Here is an 18,607-nt window from a genome sequence, read left to right on the forward strand (position 1 = left end):
GCCGCCTCGCGCTTGAGCGGCCTTGCCCCGAACGCTTTCCGGTACGTGGCGGCCCATCGCGTTTCGACGCTTTCGACTTTGCGGTCCGCATTTGCCCCCTTTAGGAAGAACCATGTACAGCGAAGAATTGACAACGGACGCCGCCCCGGTCGGCGCCAAGCCGGTGACGGTCGAAACGGCCACGATTGGTCTCGCACAGCTGCTGTCGGCGACGTCCGATGTGGTCGAGCTCAAGCGCCGCCTGCAAGAGTACGTCCTGTACTGCAAGGCGAATCACGTGCCGATCCAGCGGGCGCTGATCGACCAGCTGGAGTCGGCGATGTCTTCCGCCATCGAGGTGGCGCAAGCGCGGATCGCGTCCGAACGGGGCCTGCATGCCGACAGCGAGCTGGACCGCCAGACCGTCGAATGCGAGCAGTTCGCGCGCATGATGCTGCAGACCAAGAGCTACGTCATTCAATGCCTGGAATGGTGCGCGCCGTCCTACGAGCAGTCCGGCGCCAACCAGTTCTTTGACCTGCGCGCCCAGCGCAATGCGCGGGTGAATTACGAGCGCTACGAGTCGAAGGAGGTGGAGGTGGTCGAGCAGCAGCTTGCCGAAGTGCTCGGCTACGACCCCGAGCAGACGGCGGTGCTGCTGACCTCGTCCGGCATGGCGGCCTACGCCATCGTGGAGGCGTTTGCGGTGCGCGAGCTGCTGAACCCGAACGACACCGTCCTGGTCTCTCCCTACATCTACTTCGAGGCGTCCGGGCAGCTGACCACGCTGAAGTCATTCGACGTGGTCTTCGCCGACAGCTATGACGTGGGCCGGATACTCGCGATGGCCAAGGCGCATCAGCCCCGGGTGATCTTCCTGGATCCGCTGTCCAACACGCCCGAGCAGCGGCTGATCGATCTCGACCGGTTCTTCCGCGAGATCGGCGCCATGGTGGCCAGCCGCGTGAGCGTCGTGATCGACGGCACGATGTCGCCGGGGTGCTACCGGCGCGAGTGGGCGGCGGCCAGCGACAAGGTCGAGATCATCTATTACGAGAGCTGCTCGAAGTACCTCCAGCTCGGCTTCGACAACGTGATGGCCGGCTACGTGCTGGCCCCCGTCGCGCACCGGGAGAAGCTGGGCGTCATTCGCCGCAACACCGGGGCGATCCTGTCGCGGGACTGCGCCAACACGTTCCCGAAGTACACCGCTGAAACGCTATGGAAGCGCATGGACATCATCGCGAGGAATGCGATGACGGTCACGAACTACTTTGCGGACCTGGCCGCCGTGCAGTCCATCGTGGAAGTGCACTATCCGGGTCACCCGTCGCATCCGGATCATGAGATCGGCCAGCGCTACCGGACACTGGGGGGCTGCGTGTCGTTCAAGTTCCGGTCCGGCAACGATTACCCCAAGCTCAACCGCCTCATCAGCGAGCTGATCGAGGTCTGCGCTGCCCGGGGCGTCCGCCTGATCAAGGGCGTGTCGTTCGGCCACACGGTTCCGCGCGTGTCGGCCTCGTCGGCGATGGCCGGGTTCGACAAGCCCTATCTGCGCCTGTTTGTCGGCGCGCTGGGCACGGAATCCATCCTGGCGCTGTGCCGGGCCATCGAGGCGACCTTGCTGGAAGGCAGCTACCTGGAACGCGAGCTGACGCATGCGCTGGCCTGAGCCTCCGCACGCGAGCGGCGAACCGGCCGCGCCGCGCCCACCCGAGGCGCGGCCGGGCCGCTTCGTCCTGCTGCCGCCGCCCAACGTGACGGGCGACCTGCACCTGGGGCATGGCTTCAGCTTCACGCTGCTCGACACCTACGTGCGCTACTTCCGCAGCCGGGGCGAGGTGGTGCATTTCTTCCCGGGCACGGAGCACGCCGGCTCGCGTGCCGAGATCGCCTACAAGCGGCAGCACGGCGGCCAGTGGGACATGGCGGCATTCCAGCGCTGGCAGCAGGAGACGCGCCAATCCATCGTCCGGCAGATCGCCTGCATCGGCGTGGATGCCGACTGGCATGCCGAGTACAACTCGATGGATCTCGAGCGCGTGCGGTTCATGCGGCAGGCATTCGTCAAGCTGCACGGCGACGGCTACATCTACCCGTCGACGGAGATGGTGAACTGGTGCCCGTGTTGCCGCACCTCGATCTCCGAGATCGACGTGAAGTCCAGCGTCCAGCGTGTCCCCCGGCTGCTTGTGTCCCATGCCGATGCCGGGATGGCCGTCACCATCGCCACTTACGGCCTGGAGCGGCTGCTGGGCGCCACCGCGCTGCGGATCGTGCCGGCGCATCCCCGGTTCGACCAACTGGTCGGCCGCGAGGTCAGTCTGCTGGGATGCCGTCTGCGCATCGAGGCGGGCAGCGAACATCCGGACCTCGACAGCCGTTACCTGACGATCTGCAACCCGCAGGTCAATCCGGCCGACTTCAAGCCGCTGGGGACGGCCGCCCCAGTCAACACCTATGATTGCGACGGCAACGTCAGCGGCGACTACCCGGCGTTTCGCAAGGACACCCTGGCGGCCAGCCGCATCGCCGTCGAGCAGGCCCTGGCGCGGGACGGATGGACGATCGCACGCGAAGAGGCCGACCACCAGGTGGCCCATTGCGGCGTGTGCTCGACGGCACTGCATCCCCTGGTGTCCGAGCAGTGGTACTTCGATATCCGCAAGGGGCTGGCGCGGGCGGGGAAACCGCCGCAGTTTCATTCGGCCCTGTGGCAGAAGGGCTTCGAACTTTGGCTGGACAAGCTGCGCCGGCCCATCGCGAACCGGTATCACGAGACGCTGAACACCAGCGACTACGGCGGCTACGCCACCAATCGCGACTTCCAGGTATCGAGCCAGTCGCTGTGGGGGCAGGCGCTGCCGGTCTGGCGATGCCGGGGCTGCGGCGCGACCGTGGTGGCGGAGGATCACCCGGCGCAGTGCGGCCAGTGCGCCGGCGCCGGTTTCGAGGCCTCGCCCGAGGTGATCTCGATCTTCTTCAGCTGCTGCCTGATGGGGCCGTCGGCCAATCCGTCCGGCGAGCTGCGCAACGCGGTCGACTTCACCGTGTGCGGGCATGACATCTATCACTACTGGGGCTCGCTGAAGAACATCCTGGCCTGCGCGCTGGGGTACGAAGCCGGCTTCGGATCGCTGATGGTGCACGGGCTGCTGGTGGACCAGCACGGCGAGAAGATGACCAAGTCCAAGGGCAATGTGATCGACATCCGCGCCGTCGTCGAGCGGCATGGCGTCGAAGCCCTGCGGGCTGCTGTCTACGATGCCGCCCACAAGGACGCCAACAAGCCCCACATCCGCTTCGACATCGGGCAGCTCGACCGGCTCACGCCGCGCGTGGCCGAGCTGGGCCGCAAGCTGGCACAGCCCGTCACGGCCGACGGCGCGTCCGGCAGCCCGATGACGCAGGCCGAAGTCGCCGCCGCCGAGGCCGAGGTCGACCGCCTGATGCAGGCCTTCCGGGTCGGCGCCGCCTACCGTGCCGTCATGGCGCTGGCCGACCGGCCGGCGCTTGCCTTCGCCTCGACCTCCGTCCGGCAGGCGTTCTGCCGCCTGCTGTCTCCTTTCCATCCGAGCCTGGCGGCGAGCCCGCCGCCCAAGCATCCATGACCAACCTCATCACCGATCCGCCCCAACTGGCCGCCGAGGTCCGGGCCATTGCCGCCGGGGTCCTCGAAATCGGCGCCGACGCCGTGGACACCGGCAAAAGCCTGCGGGACCAGGGGCTGGATTCCCTGAAGCTGCTGTTCCTGATCGACGCGCTGGAGAGTCGCTTCGATGTCCGGCTGGTGGGCGAGAACCTGGGGCCGAACGACTTCAGGTCCGTCGATTCCATTTGCCGTCTTCTGGGGGGCGACCATGCCGACCACGCGTAACGCAGACCGCGAGGCATTCCTGAGCTACGCGCCGATCCGGCTGACGCAGGAGCAGAAGCGCGCGCTCACCAGGAAGCGGCCGGTGCGCTTCGTCATCCAGTTCACCGCGCTGGCGGCGCTGTATGCCGCGCTGGCCAGCGTCGGCATGCTGGTGGACCACCCGGCGCTGTGGGTCCCGATCTGGATCGTGCTGGGGGCCATGCTGGGGGGGCTCAATCTGGTCGGGCATGAATGCGTGCATTCCTCGTTCTCGGGGTCGCGCTGGCTGAACCGCCTGGCCGGCTCGCTCTTCATGGCGACCAACTTCCTCAACTTCACGCTGCATCGTGGCTACCATCTGAAGCACCACGCCCACACCATGCAGGAGGGCGACACCCAGGAAGAGATCGGCCTCTACGGCTACCGCAGCCGCGCCGAGTACCTCAAGGGTCTGCTGTCGTGGTCCACGATCTTCAACTCGTTCTTCTACAACGAGTGGAAGTACAGCGTGCTGGCGTTCTTCGGCCGGCGCACCGCGTTCTTCAACACCAAGACATCCGACCTGGCTGCCGTGAAGACGGACTTCATCGTGATGCTGCTGTGGTGCGCAGCCGTGGCCACGTTCACCTGGAATGCGCCGGAAATCGCGGTCAAGACCTTCCTGGTGCCGGTCTGCGTGTTCTTCCCGCTCATCCTCTACCTGATCAGCCTGCCCGAGCACTACAAGGTCGACGCGGGCGGCAATGCGCTGGAGAACACCCGCACGGTCCGGTCGAGCTGGCTGGTGCGCCAGATCTTCTGGAACATCAATTACCACACGGCCCACCATGCGTTTCCCTATGTGCCGTTCTACAACCTGCCCAAGGCGCACAAGCTCCTCGAGAAGCAGGTGAAGTACTGCGAGGCTTCCTACCTCGGCTTTCATCTCAAGACCTTCCGGGATCTGCGCGGCGCGCCGGCGGTCGAGCGGGAACGCGCATGAGCAAGGCGATCGATGCCTTCATGGCAGGGCTGCTGGATGCCGATGCGACTGTCCCCGAAGATTTCCAATTCGCCTCGCCGGAAGCGGTGAGGGCCGCTGCGCACGAGCACGCGGCCATCATCGCGCGCATCGTGGCCCAGTGCTACGGGCCCGACTATCCGGCGCCCACCCAGGACAGCCGCTACCTGGTCGCGGCCCTCGAACAGGGGGCGCAGACGAGCTGCGTCTGGTCCATGAACGAGGCCGGCAGGCAGGCCCACCAGTTCGGCACGCTCTCGCTGTATGACGCCGGTTTTCCCTTCGGGTCGGGCATCGGCGAGCTGGGAAAGAGCGGCTCGGCCAGCGACGGGAGCGCCAAGTACGGCTTTGCGCTGTTCTTGCAGCATTGGCGGGCGTCGGCGGTTGCCCGCTATCGCAGCTTCTTCTGCACGTCGCGCAACTGCAGCAGCCGGGCCGCCAGGCAGGGCCGGGTGCGCGGCGGCGGCGCGGTGCGCTACCTGGTCTCGAAGGTGATGAAGATGACCCAATGGGGCTATGCCCCCTGGTATCTGATGCCGGACGCGGGCGCGGGGTCCTATGAGCTGCTGGACTTCTTCGTGCGGCTGCCGGGCGCCTTGCACGATGCGCCGACCGTCGCGGGGCTGAGGGACATCCATGTGTTCAGCGACGGCACGGAAGCGTTCGTGCGGCAGGTCTTCATCGACAACTGGGGCGCCGCGCCCCGGCTGAGGCGGCCCGTGGGCGGCTGTGCCGAGGTTCCCGCCGGCTGGGCCGTGCTCGACGAAGACTATCAGCCGGAAAAGAACCCGGCAAAGCTGGTGGTGGGCCCGGGCGGGGAGGACTTCCACCGCGCGCTGCACCGGCTCGAGCAGCTGGAATGCTGCACGCTGACCGTCATCCTGCCGCTGACCGAGGCCTACCTGGGGGCCCAGCGCACGCTGGAGGCGGGCGGCTACAGCTTCTGCGCGGTGTACCCGCCGCTGGACGCGCAGGGAACGGCGCAAGGCATGTGGTGCCGCCTGAACACCGGACGCCCCCTCATTCTTCCGAAGTACCACGGCAAGCCGGACGGTGCCGGCAGCCCCTGGCTGGCGGGCCATGCCGAGGCCCTGGCCGCGGCACTGCTGGCTTGCAGCACCGCGGCCGCTTCCGGCCCGCGCGGCAGCGAACTTCCGGGCGCGGCTGGCGCCTGGATGCCGCACGCGTGACGCCCCTTTTCTCCCAACCGACTGAGCAGCATGCAAACGAGACACGTCTACTTCGGAGGCTTTCAGCATGAGCTGGGTGAGAAACACCCGGTGGAGGCGCTGCCCCAGCTGCGCGAGCAGCCGGAGCTGCGGGCCCACATCCTGAACGGCGGGTTCCGCCACTACCGGAAATCGGCGCACGGCCCGGCCGAGCTGGCGTACCGATGCGTGCGCAAGCTGCTGGACGCCCGCCCCGAGCTGCGGGACGACATCGACCTGGTCATCTACGCGACCCTTACGCTGAAGGACCCGGATTGCTATAACGGGCTGCTCGGCGAAGCGCTGGTGCGCCTGGGGCTGGAGAAGGTCAACGTGACCGGGGTCTTCTCGTCGGAGTGCGGCAACATGATGGCCGCGCTGCAACTGGCGCAAGGGATGATCGAATCCGGCAAGGCGCGCCAGGTGCTCGTGATCGCGACCGACACCTGCCTGGATGAGGGGCAGCGCGTCATCGACGGCAACGTGGTCGTGAGCGACGGCGCGGCCTGCTTCGTGGTGAACACCGATCCGGACAACGATTTCCGGCTGCTCGACAGCCTGCAGCGCTCCGACCAGCGGCTGCGGATGGAAGCTTCCGCGGCCTACTCGCCGAAGTTTCTCAAGCTTTCCACCGATGCGATGAAGGAATGCGTCGAGACGCTGCTGCGCTCCCGGGCGATCGCGCGCGAGAAGATCGATGTCTTCCTGACCGGCAACTTCGCGCGGTCGGCCCTGGCGATGTTCAGCTACGTGGCCGGCGTGAAGCGCGAGGTCCACTTCTGCCCGGATGTCGCGGACGTCGCCCACGCGTATGCCTGCGACATCTCGCTCAACCTCGAGCGCTTGCTGGCGGAGCAGCGGCTCATGCCCGGAAACCTGGTGCTGTGCCTGGCCACCGGCAAGAGCAACTGGTTCACCTCGGCGTTCGTGAAGACCTGAGGGCGCGGGCCCCGCCTCGGGCGGCGGCCCCGACGGTTCGCCTCGACACCCCTCCTGATCCCCTTGAAACCGGAAGCAACGATGACGGCAAGCCGAGCCGAAACGCTCACGCTGACACAACGCCTGCTGGACCGCGAAGCGGCCTGCGATGGCAGCGTGGCCTATCGCTTTGTCACCCACGACGACCGCCAGCGCCTGGAGTGGTCGTACGCCACCCTGGTCACCCATGCGAAGCGCCTGGCCGCCGCCCTGCAGCACCGGCGCTTGCAGCGGGAGCGGGTACTGATCCTCTGCGCGGTGGGTGAGGAATACACCTCCGTCTTCTTCGCATGCCTGCTGGCGGGCGCCGTCGCGGTGCCCTGCACGCCGCTCAGGGGCATGCGCCATCGCACGAAGATCGTCGAGATCATCCGCAGCTGTGCGCCGCGGCTGGTGGTGTGCGACGAAGCCTCGATGCAGCCGCTGGCGGCGCTCCTGCAGTCCGCCGGATTGCACGATGTCGAGCTGGTTGCCCCGGCCGGCCTGGCCGCCGAAAACCATGCGTGGCAGCCGCCGGACATCACCTCCAGCGATATCGCGCTGCTGCAGTACACCTCGGGCTCGACCAGCGATCCCAAGGGCGTGGTGGTCACGCATGCCGGCATCATGGCGAACCTGGCCGGCATCGAGCAGAAGTTCGGCCTCGGCCCGGCCTCGCGCGGCATGGTGTGGCTGCCGCCGTACCACGACATGGGCCTCATCGGGGGCGTGCTGAGCCCGGTCTACACCGGTTACCCGATCACCTTGCTGTCGCCGCTGCTGTTCATTCAGAAGCCGGTGCGCTGGCTGCGGCTCATTTCGCAGTACCGCATCACCACTAGCGGCGGCCCCAATTTCGGCTACCAGGCCTGCGTGGAGCGCGTGGACGACAGCGAATGCGCCGGGCTGGACCTGAGCTCGTGGGAACTCGCCTTCAACGGCGCCGAGCGGGTCAACGCGCAGACGCTGGAGCGCTTCACCCGCCGGTTCGCGCCTTATGGTTTTCGGGGCGCCGCGCATTACCCGACGTACGGCATGGCGGAATCGACGCTGATGATCTCGGGCGGGGCGCGGGGCGCGGGCTACAAGGTCCTGCCCGAGATTGCCGACAGCCGGCAGGGGGCGCAGTTCCGCGACGCGGTGTCTTGCGGCAGCGCTCTCGACGGGCATGCGCTGCTGGTCGTCGATCCGGAGTCGCGCCGGCCGGTGGCGGACGGGTCGATGGGCGAGGTGTGGGTCAGCGGCCCCAGCGTGGCCGCCGGCTACTGGGGCCACCCCAGCGAGGCTTTCCACGGCCGGGTGGAGGGCAGGGCGGGCCGCTTCCTGCAGACCGGCGACCTTGGCGTGCTGCGGGACGGCGAACTCTACATCCTCGGGCGGATGAAGGAAGTCATCATCATCCGTGGCGCCAACTTCTTCCCCAGCGACCTGGAGAACGCCATCCGCGGCGCGCACGAGGCCCTCAACCCGGAAGGCGTGGCCGTGTTTTCCCACGCGGGCGAGGGGGACGAGTCGATCGTCGTCATGGCCGAACTGCGGCGCGGCACCCGGGACACCCCGCCCGAGGACATCAAGGCCCGCATCAGCGCGGCGCTGGCGAGCGAGTTCGATCTGCGCCCGAGCGACGTGGTCCTGCTCCCGATCGGCGGGATCCTGCGCACCTCCAGCGGCAAGCCCATGCGCATGAAGATGAAGCAGCTGTATCTGCAGCAGCGTGCCCCGGAGCCCGAGCCGGTGGCCTAGTCCCCGGCCCATCCGGCGCCCATTTCGAACCCATCCCTCCGGCCTGTCTGAACCCGGTCGGGGTTGCCTGGAAATCTTCGATGAAATACTACATAGGACTCGCTTGCACCGGCCATGAAAACGCGTTGGCCATCGTCAATCCGGACGGTGAAATCGTGTTTGCCGAGGCGACCGAACGATTCCTGCAGAACAAGCGCGCGGTGAACACGCCGCCGGACGATCCGCTGCGCATCCCGCGGCTGCTGAAGCAGTATTGCAGCGACTGCGATGCCATCGTCGTCGCCAAGACCTGGAGCCGGGAGGCGCCGCAGAAGATGCGCACCGATGCCGCGCACATCCTCAAGGCGCTGGCCGGGACCGACGCCCGGACCGATCGCGACTGGGTCGCCCGCGTTGCCTTCCATGCCGGGCTGGGCGACAAGCTGATCGAGCCCAACTACCGGCTGGCCGGCAACGGCATCGAGCGCTACTGCAGCCTGCAGGGCCTGGAGCATTCGGTGCGCAGCTACGAGCACCACCTCACGCACGCGGCCTACGCCTGCCATACCTCGCCCTTCGACGACGCGGTCTGCGCGGTCTTCGACGGCTACGGCGAGGGCGTGCACAGCAGCTACTTCCATTACCGCAACGGCAAGGTCGAGCCGATCCGGCGCGCCCGGTCCGCCAAGGGGCAGTACGGGTCGCTGGCCAGCCTGGGCCTGTACTACGGCTACACGATCTGCGCGCTGCTGGGCCTCGACATCGTCAATGGCGAAGAATGGAAGGTCATGGGCCTGGCGCCGTATGGCCAGCTGAATCCGGCGTTCCTGGACGTGCTGCGCCGCCACATCTACGTCGATGGCCTCGATCTGGTGATGGACGGCAACGCGGCCGGCACCTACCGTGAACTGCAGGCCTTTGCGCGCCGCCCCGGCCAGAGCTACGAGTCGGTGGCCGACATCGCCTACACCGCGCAGCATTACTTCAGTGAACTGATGCTGGAGATGCTGGCCGGGCTGCGGCAACTGGGCCTCTCCGACCGGCTGGTGCTCACCGGCGGCTGCGCCCTGAATTCGACCTTCAACGGCGAGGTGATCCCCCGCAGCGGCTTCGCGCAGCTCTACGTGCCGCCGGCGCCGTCGGACGACGGCAATGCCGTCGGCGCCGCGCTGCTGGCCTATGCCGAAGATGGCGGCGCCATGCCGCGCCCGGCCTTCCATTCGCCCTACCTCGGCTCGGCGATCGACGACCGGGAGCTGGCGCCCTTCCTGAAGAACGGCGCGATGCTCGGACAGGTGCCGGTGACGCCGGGCGAGCTGTGCGACTACGTGGCCCAGGAACTGGCCGACGGCAAGGTGATCGGCTGGATCCAGGGGAGCGCCGAGTTCGGCCCCCGATCGCTCGGCAACCGTTCGATCCTGGCCGATCCGCGGCGCGCCTCGATGAAGGAGCGGATCAACGCCATCGTGAAGTTCCGCGAAGGCTTCCGGCCGTTCGCGCCCTCCATCCTGGACGAGTTTGGCGACCGCTACTTCGAAGACTATTCGGCCACGCCCTACATGGAGAAGACCCTGAAGATCCGGGAGGCCTACCGCGAGGCCATCCCCGCGGTGTGCCACGTCGACCATACCGGCCGCCTGCAGACCGTGCGCCGGGACTGGAACCCGCGCTTTCACGCGCTGCTGAGCGCCTTCCATGCGCGCACCGGCACCCCGGTCCTGCTCAACACCAGCCTGAACGTCATGGGCAAGCCCATCGTCCACAGCGCGGCGGATGCCTTCACCGTGTTCCTGTCGACCGGGCTCGACCTGCTGGTGATCAATGACCACGTCTTCTCCAAGCGCTAGCGCATCGGTGGCTCCAGGCAAATGACCAATCCGATCCTTCATGCCGCTGTCGGCGGCGAGCGCGAGGCCTACTCGGCCCGGGGGCACGCATGCATCGCGCAGGCAGCACTGCCGTCGCCGCGCGAGCTGTGCCGGCTGCTGTGCGACGACGCGCCCTCGGAATACCGGCTGTATCTGGCCAAGGCCAGTACCCGGTTCTTCGATGCCGAGCTGCCGCCGGCCGGAAGCGGTTCGCTGCGGCGCTCGGCCGTGTCTGGCGCGCGCACCATCGCCGCGCTGTGCCGGCGCGCCGAGGGGGCCGTGGGCGTGCTGCCGCAGCTGCGCTTTCTGGCCTGCGCCAGCGATCGCCTCCTGCTGCAGATCGCCGACGTCCGCAACTTCTCGCGGCCGCTGATGCACGTCCTCTTCCGGCTGCTGGACGACGGCGATCAGCCGGCGATCCTGGCCACGCTCGACGGCCATGCCCGCCACACGGGCGCCTGGCTCGGCCCGCAGCACGATCTGCGCGGCGATCTCGCCGAGGCGGGTTTCGATGACGAGGCCTTCCTCGCGGCAAGCATTCCCGCCGCGCTCGGCACCCTGGCCTGCGAGCGCCTGCCGGAGATCGCCGGTTTCGCCTGTGCCTTGTGGCGGGCCATGGCGCTGCTGACCCACGGCACCGCCCAGGGCCGGTTCTACCGGACGCGCAGCCGCGCGCTGTGGCAGGCGCTGGCCGGCCTGGAGCCCGACGGAATCGGATCGACGGCCGCCACCGCCGACGGGGTGCGCCATGGCGCGATGCTGTTCCGCGCCTGCCTCGGCCTGCTCGACGACGCCACCCGCGACAGCGCCGCCCGCGCCTGCCGGCGGGCCGCCGACATCATGGAGCACAAGGCCCGCTTTGCGCTGATCCATCACCCGAACGTGTCGCTTGCCGGCCGGCGCCTGGTGGAATGGTTCAACGACAGCGAGCACCCGGGGGCGGCCCTGCTGCAGGCGCTCTGGAACTCCCACTGGATCCGGCGCGCGTGCATCGATGACAGTCCCTTCTTCCGCAACCTGCTCGGCGAGGGCGGCAAGATGCAGGGCGTGTTCGCCCCGCCCGAGATCGAATCACTGAAGGCGCACTTCCGGATGCTGGCCGCCGGCGAGCAACCCGCGACGGAAGCCGGCCTGGCCGCGCGCTGGCAGGATTTCCTGGCGCGTGACCGGCAAGCGGCCCTGGACACCGCGCCGGCATGCGCCGATGGCCACGGCAGCTTCCGCACGGCCTACAGCGCCATCCTGAATGCCGAGTCGCGCCCGGCGTCGATCGAGGTGGCGCGGCAGGTGGTGGAGCGCATCGCCTCGGAGTTCGCGAAGCTGCGGCCGAGCATGGAGGCGCAGCCGCTGGCGCGGCCCTTCGCGTACTCGCGCGCCGAATTCGAGCGCCGCATCGAGAGCCTCTACTACTTCCAGGCCGAGCAGACGCAGAAACTCCAGCTCGACCTCTGCGACCCGGGCCTGCGGCAGTTGCACATCGCATTCGCGCCCTTCGCGCTGGTCGATGGCTGCTGGCTCCGGTACGCCGGCGCCGCCGAGCTGTCCCGCGGCGTCAAGGCCCGGCTGTTCAGCATCTTCGCGGACGAGGTGGGCAACGGGCGCTACGAGGCCAACCACGCCAACATCTACCGCCGCCTGCTCGCCGACATGGGCTTCGAGTTCGCTGAGGCGTGGCACGACGCCTTCGCCCAGGACCCGCGCATTCCGGAGCAGGCCTACAAGGTGCCGTCGTTCCTGCTGGCCGTGGGCGTTTGCGCGCAGCAGTACTACCCCGAGACCCTGGGCATCAACCTGGCGATCGAGATGTCGGGCCTCGACGGCTTCTACGAGGCGATGATCCGCAACCTGGAGCCGCGCGGCTTGCGGGCGGACTTCTGGCGCGTGCACGTGTCCATCGACAACTTCTCTTCAGGCCATGCCCGGCAGAGCGTCAACGCCATCGCCGAGCACATGGCGTCGGTGCTGGACCGGTACGGCACCGATGTGGCCGACCTGGTGTGGACCCGCATCTGGACCGGCTTCCTGACCATGATCTACCTGTTCCGCGTCGAGCTGGCCGTATTGATGTCCAGCGCGACATCGGCCGCCCGGCATTGACTTCCGAGCCCCCAATGCAAAGCCCTCATTGCCTCCAAACAACGCGGCAGTTTGCCTACCAGGACACGCCGGTCAGCTATGCCGTCGAGCAATGCGACGCGGCCGGCGACGAGGCCGCGCAGCTCCTCTGTGTGCACGGCATTACCCGCAACCGGCATGACTTCCATGTTCTGCTGCCGCAGCTGGCCGGGCGTTTCGGCGTCTGCGCGCCGGATCTCGTCGGCCACGGCGACAGCGCCTGGGTGGGCGAGCGGCTGATGTACCGGTCCGAGCTGTTCCTGGCGCAACTGCGCCATCTCATCGCCGCGCGGGCCGGCCAGGGCCGGGTCGGCTATGTCGGCAGCTCCTACGGCGGCCTGCTGGGCATCGTGCTCGCGGCCGAGCCCGCGTCGCAGGTCGGCTGCCTGGTCATCAACGACGCCGGCCCCGGCATCGACCCCGACCTGTACCAGCGCATCGCCAAGCTCATCGGCTACTACCCCAGCTTCCAGTCGAAGACGGCGGCCGAGCAGTGGGCGCGCGCCGCGCTGCGGCAGGGCGGCGCGCTGCCCGAGTCGGTGGCCGACCACGTGGTGCGCCATGCGATCCGATCCCTGGGCGATGGCCGCTACGCGCTGCGCTACGACCCGGCGCTGCCCAGGCTCTATACCGACGCGGGGGCGAAGCCGACCGACATCTGGCACCTCTGGGAGCAGGTGTCCTGCCCGGTGCTGCTGGTGCGGGGCGCGCGCTCGGAGGTCCTGACGCCCGAGATGGTCCGCCGCATGAAGGCCACGCATCCGGCGCTCGACGTCGTCGAGGTGGCGGATGCCGGCCACTGCCCCCACCTGATGACGGCAGACCAGACCGACGTCGTCGTCGCCTGGCTCGCGTCCCAAGCATCGCATCTTCAGCCCAATCCTTCATTCACCGTTGAGACGAGCGCATCATGAACCAACCCCCTTCCCAGGCGACTCCCCTGCAGGCCGATACCGTTTCCGAATGGCTGGTGGCCTACCTGGCCGGCAAGCTGAGCATTGATCCGCAGAAGATCGACACCCAGGCCACCTTTGCCGACCACGGTGTCGATTCGATGATCGCGATCGTCATGTCCGGCGACCTGTCGTCCTGGGCCCGCTGCGATCTGAACCCGACGGCGCTTTACGAGTACCCGTCGATCGCTGCGCTGGCGCAGCATGTCAGCGAGCTGACGGCCGGTCGGGTTCAGCAGGGCTGCGACCTGGCCGGGAGCGAGGCATGATCGAAGAGTCCGTCATGCTGCGGCAGCACAACTTGCGGCTGCGCAAGTACGACTATGTCCTGGGGCGCCTGTTCGTGGCCTTGCCGATCGGCGGGCTGGTGGTCGCCGTGCTGCTGTTGTTTGCGGATTGGCAGGTGGGCCGGTTCGAGCTGGCGATGTGCCTGGCAATGTATCTGTTCACGATGATGGGGATCGAGGTCGGGTTCCATCGCTGCTTCGCGCACCGCGCCTTCAAGGCCGGCACGGGCTTGCAATGGGTGCTCGCGGTGGCCGGCTCCATGGGCGGGCATGGCCCTCTGATCTGGTGGGTCACCACCCATCGGCGGCATCACCGGTTTGTCGATACCGACCAGGATCCGCATACGCCCAACAAGGATCTGCGCGGCCCGTGGCGCAACTTCAAGTCGTTCCTCTACGGCTACGTCGGCTGGACCATGGATACGGACGTGAAGCTGCAGGAAGGCTGGCAACGCTATGGCGTCGATCTCTACAAGAACAGCATCCTGTTCAAGGTGCACGCGCGCTTCGCCCTGATCGCGCTGCTGGGGCTGCTGCTGCCCACCGTGGCCGGGGCGCTGTTCCATCGCACGGCCGAGGGCGCGCTGCTGGGGCTGCTGTGGGGCGGCCTGGTGCCGATCTGCCTGACGCAGCATCTGTTCTGGATGATCAATGCGTTCGGGCACCGGATCGGCGCCAAGCCCTTCAGCGGCCGGATCGTCGGCGACAGCCGCAATTGCTGGTGGCTGGCGCTGCCGACCTTCGGCCAGGGCTGGCACAACAACCACCACGCCGATCCCGGATGCGCCACCACGCGCAAGACCTGGTGGCAGCTGGACCCCGGCGCCTGGCTGATCCGCCTGTTCGAGCGGCTGGGCTGGGCCAGCGCCGTCAAGTGGAAATAGCGCGACATGCCCGGGCCACGCCTTGCGCGCTGTCGCGGCCGGATGGCGGCGCGCGCCGGCGATCAGCGAGTCGATCCGGCGCGGCTCGATTGCCGTCGCGGCAACAGGCTGGCGGGCGATTCGCGTGCCATCATGAGGATGGCTGCGCCCGCTCGGCGCGCCGGTTTTAAACGCCGCGTGCGCAGCATTGGGAGACCGAATCGATGCAACACACCTTTAATGTGTTTGGGCGAGTGATGACGATCGTCCGAACGGGCGATGGCTGGACTTGCTACTGGCTCGGGCCCGAGGGGAAGCGCCGGCCCGCCGAGATCAGCATCCCGCCGGATGTGACGCACGCAGAGTTGGGCCAATATCTGTACGACATCTATCACGAGGACGCCACGCCGAGAAACGGCGACGTGCTCGAGATCGTCGCCAAATGAGCCGCGCCGCCTGATCCCGGCCATCCGAGGCGCGGCGCGGACCGCGTCATCGCCATGGCCGGCCGCGCGGATGGCCGGTGGCCGCGGCGCAAGCAGGGCCTGCACCTATACCCGCAGGAATTCCCGCAGCCGTTCCACGCCCGTAGCCAGCCGCGCCACGTCGCACGCGTAGCACCACCGCACGAATCCCTCTCCTTCGGGCCCGAACGCGCTGCCGGGCGCGAGCCCGAGCCGGGCGTCGCGCACCAGCTGCTTGCACAGCGCCAGGCTGTCCTGCGCCCCCGGGATGCGGAAGAACGCGTACATGGCGCCTTCCGGCACGCGCACATCCACCCCGGGCAGCGCCGAGAGCGCGGTGACCAGGTGATCGCGTGCCGCGCGCAGCCGCGCGGTTTCGCCGCGGATGAAGTCTTCGCCGTCGCGCACGGCCACCACGCCGGCTTCCTGCACGAAGGACGGCGCGCACGACGTGTTGTATTCGATCAGCTTGCCCAGGTCATCGGTGACGGCGGCGGGCAGCACCATCCAGCCGAGGCGCCAGCCCGTCATCAGCCAGGACTTGGAGAACGAGTTCACGCAGATGACGCGCTCGTCGCGCCCGGCGATGTCCAGGAACGAGGGGGCGGCGGGCCGGTCGCCGTAGTAGAGGCGTTCGTAGACTTCGTCGGCGAGGATCCAGATGCCGTGGCGGCGGCAGTGCGCGAGCACGGCCTGCTGCGCTTCGCGCGACATGACCCAGCCGGTCGGGTTGTTGGGCGAGTTGATGGCCAGCAGCCGGGTGTCGGGCGTGAGGGCGGCGAGCAGCCTGTCGACATCGAGCGTCCAGCCGTGCGCGCCGTAATCGAGCGGGACGGTTTCGACATGGGCGCCGAGGATCTTGGGAATCTCGACCACGTTCGGCCACAGCGGCGTCACGGTGACGACCCGGTCGCCGGGGCCGACCACGAGCTGCGCGGCCAGCATCAGCGCGTTCACGCCCGCGCTGGTGACGACTACGTGATCGATCGCGGTGCGGCCGTGCAGCCGGCTCACATAGTCGGCCAGGGCGCTGCGCAGCGGGGCGATGCCCAGGTTGTGCGTGTAGAACGTGTTGCCGCGCGCGAGGGCCTGCGCGGCGGTGTCGCGGATGAACTCGGGCGTGACGCGATCGGATTCGCCGAACCAGAACGGCAGCACGTCGGGCAGGCCGAGGCCGGCGTTGGCCACTTCGCGGATGCGCGAGGCGCGCAGGTCGCGGATGGCGTCGCGGGCGGCGACCGGATGGTTCAGTGCGGGCGGAAGGCTGGCGTTCATGCGGCTTGCTGTCCTGTGGGATCGGGGGGAGGGGACACACCATCGCGCGACGTATCGCTGGGAGGAGATGATACGGCAGGGGCGGCGGCGCGCGCAGGGCTTGTGGGCACGGCGCGGGTGCCGTGGCCTGTTGGCTTCGCGTTCCGCCAGGGCATGGTGCCGGCCGGTGCGTCGCAGCGGCACCCCTTGCGCGAGCACCACGGTCCGCCTGCCGCAGCAGGGCCTGCGGCACCGTTGCGCGGATGCGCGCCGCGTGCGCGTGATGGCGCGCTGGCCGGTGCGGGCGTCCTGCCCCGGGCGGACAGCGCGACGTCGGCGCTACGACGGGCTCATCGTGTCGCCGTCGTCCGCGGAAGGCTTGAGAACCATCCCAGCATGCGCTCCCACAGCGGCTCGCCGGCCTGCCGGAAGTAGCCCATGTGCCCGACCTTGCCGCCGATCTGCCTCGGATCCAGGTCTTTCCGCGTCAGCGGGGCGTTGCGGTAGCCCTGCATGAAGGCATCGCGGGATGCCGGCGGGGCCCAGAGATCGTCCAGCGCATTCACGGCCACGATCGGCGTCCGGACGTCCGCATAGGCCTGCTCGATCCCCCGCATGGCGGGATCGTCGAAGAGGTAGCGGGGGAAACGGCACCAGTGCCGCCATTGCCGGTAGACCCCCACGGGCAGGTCTTCGCCCAGGCCGAGCATCTTCCACGGGCAGTAGCCCTTCCACCACGTCAGCACCGGCAGCACCGCGTTCCACATGGCCAGCACGCGCAGCCGTTCGCCCAGCGGCATGTAGCCATGCCAGCCGGCGCCGGTGCCGAAGACGCAGAAGCCGGCCACCTTGCGGTGATTGGGCAGCAGCCCGAAGGCATGCCCGCCGTAGGAGTGGCCGACGACGTACAGCGGCACGGCGCCATCCGCCATGGTGTCGACCGCCGCGGCCAGGTCCAGCCGCGCCCAATCCAGGAAATCCGTGCGCAATCCATGGAGGGACGGCGGACGCGACTGCCCGATGCCCCGGTAATCGAACGTCAGGGTTTCGAAGCCACGGGTGCCGGCGAACTGGGCGAACCGCCGGTAGAACCCCTGCGGCACCGCTGTCGCTCCCGCAACGACCAGGCGCCCCTTCAACGCCGTGTCGGCCGGATAGCGGCAGCCGCCGAGGACATACCCGTCGGCGGCGGTGAGGCTCACAGGAATGACGTCAGTGGTCATGGGATCCCTTTCTATAACGACTGTCATAGAAAGCGTACGTTAAACTATGACGACTGTCTTAAAAAGGGCTAACTGCGATGCCTCCCCGTCAATCCGATGCCCGCCAGCGCGTGGTGATGGCCGCGGCCGAGATGCTGGCGCGGCACGGCCTCAATGCCACGAGCATCCGGGAGATGGCCAAGCGCGCCGAAGCGCCGCTGGGCTCGACCTACCATCACTTTCCCGGCGGCAAGCAGCAGGTTGTCGTCGAGGCCGTGAAGTTCGCCGGAGCGCGGGTCAGCGCGGGCTTGGACCATTACCTGAAGGCCGGCGTTGTCGCGGGCCTGCGCGGGTTCCTGTCGATGTGGCGGGACCTGCTCGTGCGATCGGACTTCCGCATCGGATGCCCGGTGATGGCGACGGCTGTCGATGAGCCCATCGACGACCTCGCGGAGGACGCCCTGGCGGCGGCGGCGGCGGTGTTTTCCGACTGGGAGCGCAAGCTCGTCGCCTCGCTGGAGGCCCAGGGGCGCGACCGCGCATCGGCGTCCGGGCTGGCCACGCTGATCATCGCAAGCGTGGAGGGGGCGATCGTGCTGTGCCGCGCGCAACGGAGCATCGCGCCGTTCGACAGCGTCGCGGAGCAGCTCGAAGGGCTGGTCTCGCGCGCATGACTGCAGCACCCCTGTGGTCTGCGGCGCCAGCCGGAAGCCACGGATGCCGTGCCGGCTGCACGTTCCCTCAGATAAAAAATGAGAGTGCACGGGAATTCGGGGTGCTATAAGACCCCGGATGCGGCAGCGGCAAGCCGCTGCCCCGCGACTGGAACCCTCACTCCCCCGAAACCGCCAGGCCCGGCCCTGGGCTCAAGAGAAC

General features: G+C 68.2%; 16 protein-coding genes. 14 read left to right on the forward strand and 2 right to left on the reverse strand.

Annotated features, from left to right (window positions below; all coding sequences use genetic code 11):
• Positions 1-112 precede the first annotated feature (112 nt).
• From GO999_RS17935 to GO999_RS17995, 13 genes are all read left to right on the forward strand, one after another.
• Positions 113-1,654 carry a PLP-dependent transferase gene (locus tag GO999_RS17935; protein ID WP_211907067.1) on the forward strand — a complete coding sequence of 514 codons (1,542 nt, stop codon included), beginning with the start codon at positions 113-115 and terminating at the stop codon, positions 1,652-1,654.
• Positions 1,641-3,593, forward strand: a complete 1,953-nt coding sequence (locus tag GO999_RS17940; protein ID WP_211907068.1) for a class I tRNA ligase family protein — start codon at positions 1,641-1,643, stop codon at positions 3,591-3,593. The genes GO999_RS17935 and GO999_RS17940 overlap by 14 nt, the downstream gene beginning before the upstream one ends.
• Positions 3,590-3,859, forward strand: a complete 270-nt coding sequence (locus GO999_RS17945; RefSeq protein ID WP_011004081.1) for an acyl carrier protein — start codon at positions 3,590-3,592, stop codon at positions 3,857-3,859. The genes GO999_RS17940 and GO999_RS17945 overlap by 4 nt, the downstream gene beginning before the upstream one ends.
• Positions 3,843-4,820: a fatty acid desaturase family protein gene (locus GO999_RS17950; RefSeq protein ID WP_019719463.1), complete on the forward strand. Its 978-nt coding sequence runs from the start codon at positions 3,843-3,845 to the stop codon at positions 4,818-4,820. The genes GO999_RS17945 and GO999_RS17950 overlap by 17 nt, the downstream gene beginning before the upstream one ends.
• Positions 4,817-6,028: a hypothetical protein gene (locus GO999_RS17955; RefSeq protein WP_211907069.1), complete on the forward strand. Its 1,212-nt coding sequence runs from the start codon at positions 4,817-4,819 to the stop codon at positions 6,026-6,028. Before GO999_RS17950 ends, GO999_RS17955 begins: the two co-directional genes overlap by 4 nt.
• A gap of 30 nt (positions 6,029-6,058) precedes the next feature.
• On the forward strand, positions 6,059-6,985 hold the full coding sequence (locus GO999_RS17960) for a beta-ketoacyl-[acyl-carrier-protein] synthase family protein (RefSeq protein ID WP_029240516.1): 927 nt from the start codon (positions 6,059-6,061) through the stop codon (positions 6,983-6,985).
• Positions 6,986-7,066: 81 nt separating this feature from the next.
• A complete protein-coding gene (locus tag GO999_RS17965) occupies positions 7,067-8,746 on the forward strand; it encodes a fatty acyl-AMP ligase (protein ID WP_211907070.1) in 1,680 nt (559 codons plus the stop codon).
• Between the two features lie 80 nt (positions 8,747-8,826).
• Complete coding sequence (locus GO999_RS17970) at positions 8,827-10,572, forward strand: carbamoyltransferase family protein (RefSeq protein ID WP_020830156.1); 1,746 nt, start codon at positions 8,827-8,829, stop codon at positions 10,570-10,572.
• A 21-nt stretch (positions 10,573-10,593) separates the two neighbouring features.
• Positions 10,594-12,690: an iron-containing redox enzyme family protein gene (locus GO999_RS17975; protein ID WP_211907071.1), complete on the forward strand. Its 2,097-nt coding sequence runs from the start codon at positions 10,594-10,596 to the stop codon at positions 12,688-12,690.
• A gap of 14 nt (positions 12,691-12,704) precedes the next feature.
• A complete protein-coding gene (locus GO999_RS17980) occupies positions 12,705-13,622 on the forward strand; it encodes an alpha/beta fold hydrolase (protein ID WP_019719469.1) in 918 nt (305 codons plus the stop codon).
• Positions 13,619-13,930 (forward strand): acyl carrier protein, encoded by a 312-nt coding sequence (locus GO999_RS17985; protein WP_011004089.1) that lies wholly within the window; start codon positions 13,619-13,621, stop codon positions 13,928-13,930. Before GO999_RS17980 ends, GO999_RS17985 begins: the two co-directional genes overlap by 4 nt.
• A complete protein-coding gene (locus GO999_RS17990; protein WP_019719470.1) occupies positions 13,927-14,832 on the forward strand; it encodes an acyl-CoA desaturase in 906 nt (301 codons plus the stop codon). The genes GO999_RS17985 and GO999_RS17990 overlap by 4 nt, the downstream gene beginning before the upstream one ends.
• A 203-nt stretch (positions 14,833-15,035) precedes the next feature.
• Positions 15,036-15,257: a DUF7661 family protein gene (locus GO999_RS17995; RefSeq protein WP_011004091.1), complete on the forward strand. Its 222-nt coding sequence runs from the start codon at positions 15,036-15,038 to the stop codon at positions 15,255-15,257.
• Between the two features lie 105 nt (positions 15,258-15,362).
• Here GO999_RS17995 and GO999_RS18000 read toward each other — a convergent pair whose 3' ends face one another.
• Together GO999_RS18000 and GO999_RS18005 are read right to left on the reverse strand one after the other, a co-directional pair.
• The gene (locus GO999_RS18000; protein ID WP_071507252.1) at positions 15,363-16,550 is read right to left on the reverse strand and encodes a pyridoxal phosphate-dependent aminotransferase; all 1,188 of its coding nucleotides are present in this window, start codon (positions 16,548-16,550) and stop codon (positions 15,363-15,365) included.
• 329 nt (positions 16,551-16,879) lie between these two features.
• Positions 16,880-17,752: an alpha/beta hydrolase family protein gene (locus GO999_RS18005; RefSeq protein ID WP_019719472.1), complete on the reverse strand. Its 873-nt coding sequence runs from the start codon at positions 17,750-17,752 to the stop codon at positions 16,880-16,882.
• Between the two features lie 77 nt (positions 17,753-17,829).
• Between GO999_RS18005 and GO999_RS18010 the strand changes: the two genes are divergently transcribed.
• The gene (locus tag GO999_RS18010; RefSeq protein WP_028861660.1) at positions 17,830-18,405 is read left to right on the forward strand and encodes a TetR/AcrR family transcriptional regulator; all 576 of its coding nucleotides are present in this window, start codon (positions 17,830-17,832) and stop codon (positions 18,403-18,405) included.
• The last annotated feature ends 202 nt before the right edge of the window (positions 18,406-18,607 follow it).

The organism is Ralstonia nicotianae, from assembly GCF_018243235.1.
In the GTDB taxonomy this organism is placed as follows: Bacteria; Pseudomonadota; Gammaproteobacteria; order Burkholderiales; family Burkholderiaceae; genus Ralstonia; species Ralstonia nicotianae.